This is a genomic window from Geminocystis sp. NIES-3709 (assembly GCF_001548115.1).
GTDB lineage: Bacteria > Cyanobacteriota > Cyanobacteriia > Cyanobacteriales > Cyanobacteriaceae > Geminocystis.
The window spans coordinates 1-5,251 of the sequence record NZ_AP014831.1; the positions used below are offsets into that span (position 1 = coordinate 1).

Annotated in this window: 2 protein-coding genes; one reads left to right on the forward strand and one right to left on the reverse strand. The window is 32.2% G+C overall.

The window, feature by feature from the left end:
* Positions 1-838: 838 nt before the first annotated feature.
* Positions 839-3,946, reverse strand: a complete 3,108-nt coding sequence (locus GM3709_RS18845) for a plasmid replication protein, CyRepA1 family (RefSeq protein ID WP_066122686.1) — start codon at positions 3,944-3,946, stop codon at positions 839-841.
* 837 nt (positions 3,947-4,783) lie between these two features.
* Between GM3709_RS18845 and GM3709_RS18850 the strand changes: the two genes are divergently transcribed.
* Entirely contained in the window at positions 4,784-5,047 is a 264-nt protein-coding gene (locus tag GM3709_RS18850; protein WP_066122689.1) for a hypothetical protein, read from the forward strand.
* Positions 5,048-5,251 lie beyond the last annotated feature (204 nt).

Genomic DNA, 5,251 nt, shown 5'->3' on the forward strand with positions numbered 1-5,251 from the left:
TGAAAAGAGTTGAATTTGAGAAATCTTGAAAATGTTGCAATATAAGGACTTTGACAACCGCAACCATTATAATGATCGCAACAACCATTAATGATGATTTTAGGGTCGTATACGACTGTAAATTTCTTTATCTATTTGGGTATAGCTATAGATGTGCGAATAAGAAGGCTTATCTCTAAAAGTGCAACACGTCGCACAAATAATTTAGTTCACTGCAGTGGAGTAACTTTTTACAGCTTCTTACTCTCTTTCAAACCTTTAAGGATTGAAAATAGCTTAATAGAGCGCGCTCTACTAGGTTAATTTGAGTCTTAATTACTTCATTACAGTAAAATGTGATTCTTTTCCTATGACTTAGCTTTTAACCTCAAATAACGGCTTTTTTATTGTCCATTGGTCTGTCAACAACCTAGGTGGCTTGAGTCAACTATTAGCAACTCTCTTGATGAACTTTTTGTCAACACGTGCGGACATTTCCTTGACTTTAATTTGCATCACAAAACATTTCTATTCTTTTAAAGCAACTCAAATGCGTCTTATAAGACGGTTTTACCAGAAACCTTGTAAAATAAGTCTTTGTAAACCTAACTAATTTAGTGACAATTTTTTAGTAGAGTTTTTTTATCTTAAGGAGCTTCTTTTCTGAAATTTTAGGTGCGGATCCGCACCCAGAAAAACCCCAAGATAATACACGGTCAAACTCTCTTTTACTTCGCTAGACCTTTTGTAATTTGTAATCAAGTCGCTCGATTGTCAATGTTTCATAAGAATAATAGTTGTATTTTCTAGCGGGGGCTTTCCCCAATATAATAGGAGTTAATGGCTTATCAAGGAAAAATTAAGCAGCTTTCAACTCCTGACATTTAATTTCTGAGTACCAATTTTCGTAAATCTGTTCCCAGACTGCTTGATCGACTTTGCTTTTAATTCGGTAATACCTTAATTGTTTTCCGTTTTCCCATGATCTAAAGCAAGTTTCAAGGTCATAACCTAGTCGATTTAAGAGCATTCTGAATCTTACCATCGCTTTATTTTTCTTGTTTTTCGTTAGGGATAAGTCTATATCTAACGCTGTCTCGATCGCCGTGCCATGCTTCTCTATTTTCTCGTCTAAATCTTTTGACCATTGCTCGATCGACTGAGTTGTTATAGCTAATTCTTTAATTTTGTCACGGGCTTGTTGCCATTCTTTAGAGGTTTCGTTTTTCTCTATGGCTATCTGTTTTAGATCCGCCATTTGTTGATCTGTTATCCCGTTGGCTCTTATCGATAGGTCATCGATCGATACTCCTAAAATCTCTAAGGTTTTAGAGTAGATTGAGTTTTTGGATAATTCTAATAAATCTGAGAAGTAAACTAACTTATCATTTTCTTTACTATAATTGGCTTTCTTTTGTGCCTTTTCTCTGTCCATAATTAAGTTTATTTCCGATCCTAATGAGCAGAAAAAACGGCGCCGTAATTGTGGATATAAACTACCTAAATCAGCTATAACGAATTGAGTAAATAATTCTAAATCTTCTAATAGCATTGGTGCTAAATTGCCATATCTTTTATTTAGATCGGTTCTCTTTTCCGCTAAACTTTCTTTTTTAGATTTCCTTTTTTTGCTCTTGATTTCTTCATACTCACTATTAGACAAAACTGAGCTATTCCAGAGGTTCTGAGCATAATCTTTAGTAGATTTATCCTTAATTTCTTGTTTCTTTTCTTTAATTTGGGTAATTTCTTTTTTAGTGATTTTTTCTTGATAGTTCATAATGTTGTACCCTTTATTTTCACAGTGAACAATAAAATTAGATCTAAGACCGCTCAAGTCACCATTTATTCTACTTCCATATAAGGAATAATAAATGACTAACTCACTTGCAAATCTGAATTGATCAATATTAAAAATATAATTAGTTTGTGATAATTTATTATCAAAATGACTAATCATTTTTTGGTGATTCGCTGATCCATTGGCAATCATTGAGGCACGGCTTTCGGGCAGAAAAACATACCGATCGCAATCGCCTCTATATCGCTCTAAGGATTGCTCAAAATCATCTAATGGGTAATTCCCCCAAAAGATACCAAAAGATTTATCAAACTTTCCTACTATGTCTATATCAAGACTAACACCCGTGCTAATAGTATTGGAATGGATGATTATTTGTGCTTCTTTTAATCTGTTTAAATTATCAGTTATTCCACATTCTTTTCTGTCTGTATTTGATACCGTTTCTTGGTCTATTCGATAAATTTTGTCTTCTGGTAAAAATTCTAATAGCCATTGTTCTAGGTTAATAGTTCCACTGCTAGAAATAACTTTTTGACCACTGGTACTTATTATAATTCTCTCACCTTTTTCGACTGCTTTTATTACCTCTTTTCTAAGTTTTAATTCCGAATCAATGATAATAAGATTTCTGTTTGAAAATGGCTTAAATTCGTTCTCAAAGCATACTACATCTTTTAAATTGAGTCTCAACATATCAGATAAGAATTTAATATCTATATCTGATAAATCAGCATCAGAACAAATTATTGTACCACCATTATTAACGCAATTAGATAGTAGTTTAAATAACCTTTCTAAAACATCACCTCTATTCTTTTTAATCTCTGTTTTAGCGTTTAATCCATGCCATAATATTTGAGATATTTCATCTAAAACAATTATGTCATAAGTATTTTCTGAATCTAATTTTAGCAGTGAGTCTAAACAAATCGAGAGATTAAAATTCTCTGTATTGGTTACTTTTCTCTGTAAATGAATGAACAAATCATCTTGATAGGAATTTAACCCTAATCTTTCTGATAAGTTTCTCGACAAGGTTTGTCTATGGGTGATGTTTAATATTTTCTTCTTCTGACAATCACTTTTTAACACCTTAGCGATCGCTGTCGTTTTTCCTGTGTTTTGTGCTGATTTTATTCCGATTATTTTTTTATTCTCATCGATCGCCATTGTGATCAAGTCACTAGGAAAATGGGGAGTATTTATCTTTCTACCTCCTGATAATTTACGAGTTCCTAACGCTCTTAACCGTGCTATAAATTTACGATAAGAGACTGCTTTCTGATAAAGTCGTCTGACTCCCTTAACGCCATATTTAACTAAATAATCATCAATCCCTTTACAATCTTCTTCTGACCAATCCAGAATATTAACGGAATTACCCAGCTTTGTTAATTTTTTCCCTAAGGTTTTTGTCTGCTTGTTAACTGCCAATTTACTGGATAACTTTTTGTCTGCTCTATCAAAGGTTATAAAAACTTGTCTCTTATTTTCGAGTAACCATTTTAATTCTGGTTTTAATTCGGTAAACCATGAACTCTCGTCTTCTATTGGTTTTTCTGAGTGAGTTGTTACAGAGAAACTTGCCAAGGCAATAATTCCCACGCTGATTAATGCAGCCGCCTTTTTTACTCCCTCTGTTATCGAGATGGAAATTTGAGGATTATCTTTTATCCATTCCCACTTATCGGAATAGGTATCCAGTGGCAATGATTCAATTTGGTACTTTTTAGCTAAATGCTTAATTATTCGGAAAGGAATATTTAGGTATATAAAAGGTGTACTTGCCCCTTTGGGGGTTTCATACTTGATCGCTTTTTCTGTTTGCTTACTGTAATCAAAGTAAGTTCTAGGTGAATTTGGCTTTATTTGGGCAAAATCTACTGTTTTCGTTATCGGATTAAAGGTATTAACGTACCAATAACCGTTATAAAGATGATTATATTTTTTAGCTATAACTGAGCTAACGCCCGTGTTTGTTAAATCTTTTTTCTCAAATTTACAGTTATCAATAAATAGTTTAAAACCTTCAAAACCCTCGACATAATTAAAGTTGAGCGATACTACATCTTGAGAAATTCCACTATCTAACCAATCTTTTAAAGCGTTTTGAAAACTTGAATTTTTCTGAGAGAATGATTGCGTTTTTGTTTCTTTTATCATATAATTAACTTAGTTTTTCGTAATTGCTTTTAATATTCCAAAGTTAAAAGATCAATTACTTGTGTTATTTGAAAACATAATAACTCCTAATCAGTACTATTTCAAGACTTCTCAGAAAAATAGTTGGGACTAGGAGTTATTTTTGTTATATGGATGATCAATTGCTTGTGTTATTTGCTACCTATAATATCATAATCTTTATCTTTTATTTTAACAATAGACAAATTTTTCTCTCTTATCCTTTTCTTTGTTTTATAACAAAAACTTTCCCTTATTTTTTATTTTCCTCTAATTAAAAGTTTCCCTTCATCAACTTTCTGAATATTTAGTTATAAAACTTAACATCTTGTTTGCAGATATGAAAAGTGTTGTTATATCTAGTTTTTAGCTGTTGATTCTAAATCTTATTTATTGCATAGATGCGTTAGTTATTGCATGGATGCAGTGGATTGTCTCTTTTCTTTTTCTTTTTTTTCTTTAGATTATTTTTAAAAAGTCTTAAATCAAATTTCTCTTATGGGAGAATTTTGTTTATTATTTCTATTTTCTTTAGTGATAATTTTTTAGTATCATTTTATTTCTTGAAAACCCAAAAGAATATTTTTATTAAAATCTAAAGTTTTGTAACGACTTAGATAATATTCCTAATCTTAGTTTTTTTGTTCTAACGGACTATAGTACGGTTTTTATTGCCCCAGAGTTCTGGGGTAAGTTTTTATTTTGGGTAAATTTCCCGATTCGGGAATTTTGATGTACAATTCTTTTTAAGCCTTGCGGTGGTCGAACACCAACAAGGCACACTTACCAATCCTTTTCACAAATTAATAAGCAAATACTATGATACACGATTCTAAAGCGGTTTCTAGCGACTATTTGGCACTCATTCGTGGCAACCTTTTCTCTCTCTTAGATGAATTTAAGTCTTTAGAGGGTAATCACGCTATTATCTACACTTTCTTTGAGAAGTTGAAAATCAATAATCAGGAGAACCAATTGCTCATCTTTATTATTGAATCTGCCTTATCGGATCTCAAAGCAGACCTTGACGATTATAAAGAAGCGATCGGCAATATTTATAATCTTGTCAAAGAACTTGATTAAATACGAAACGTGTTTCGCTTTTGGGGAAAAGGTAAAGGATTCTTTACTTTTGGGATTTCCGCAAATTTGCGGAATTTGATTTCGGCGGGTTCCACCGTTTTCAAAACTTCCCCCATTCGGGGAACATTTCAGAGATTGCCACTGTACCAAATTTAACCTAAAAAAACATCGTTTAATCTACTGCTACACCTATAGGTATAGACG

What these genes read in the sequence shown, in the direction of transcription:
- GM3709_RS18850 (WP_066122689.1), top strand. Translation starts at nt 4,784, where the DNA reads ATGATACACGATTCTAAAGCGGTTTCTAGCGACTATTTGGCACTCATT.
- GM3709_RS18845 (WP_066122686.1), bottom strand. Translation starts at nt 3,946, where the DNA reads ATGATAAAAGAAACAAAAACGCAATCATTCTCTCAGAAAAATTCAAGT.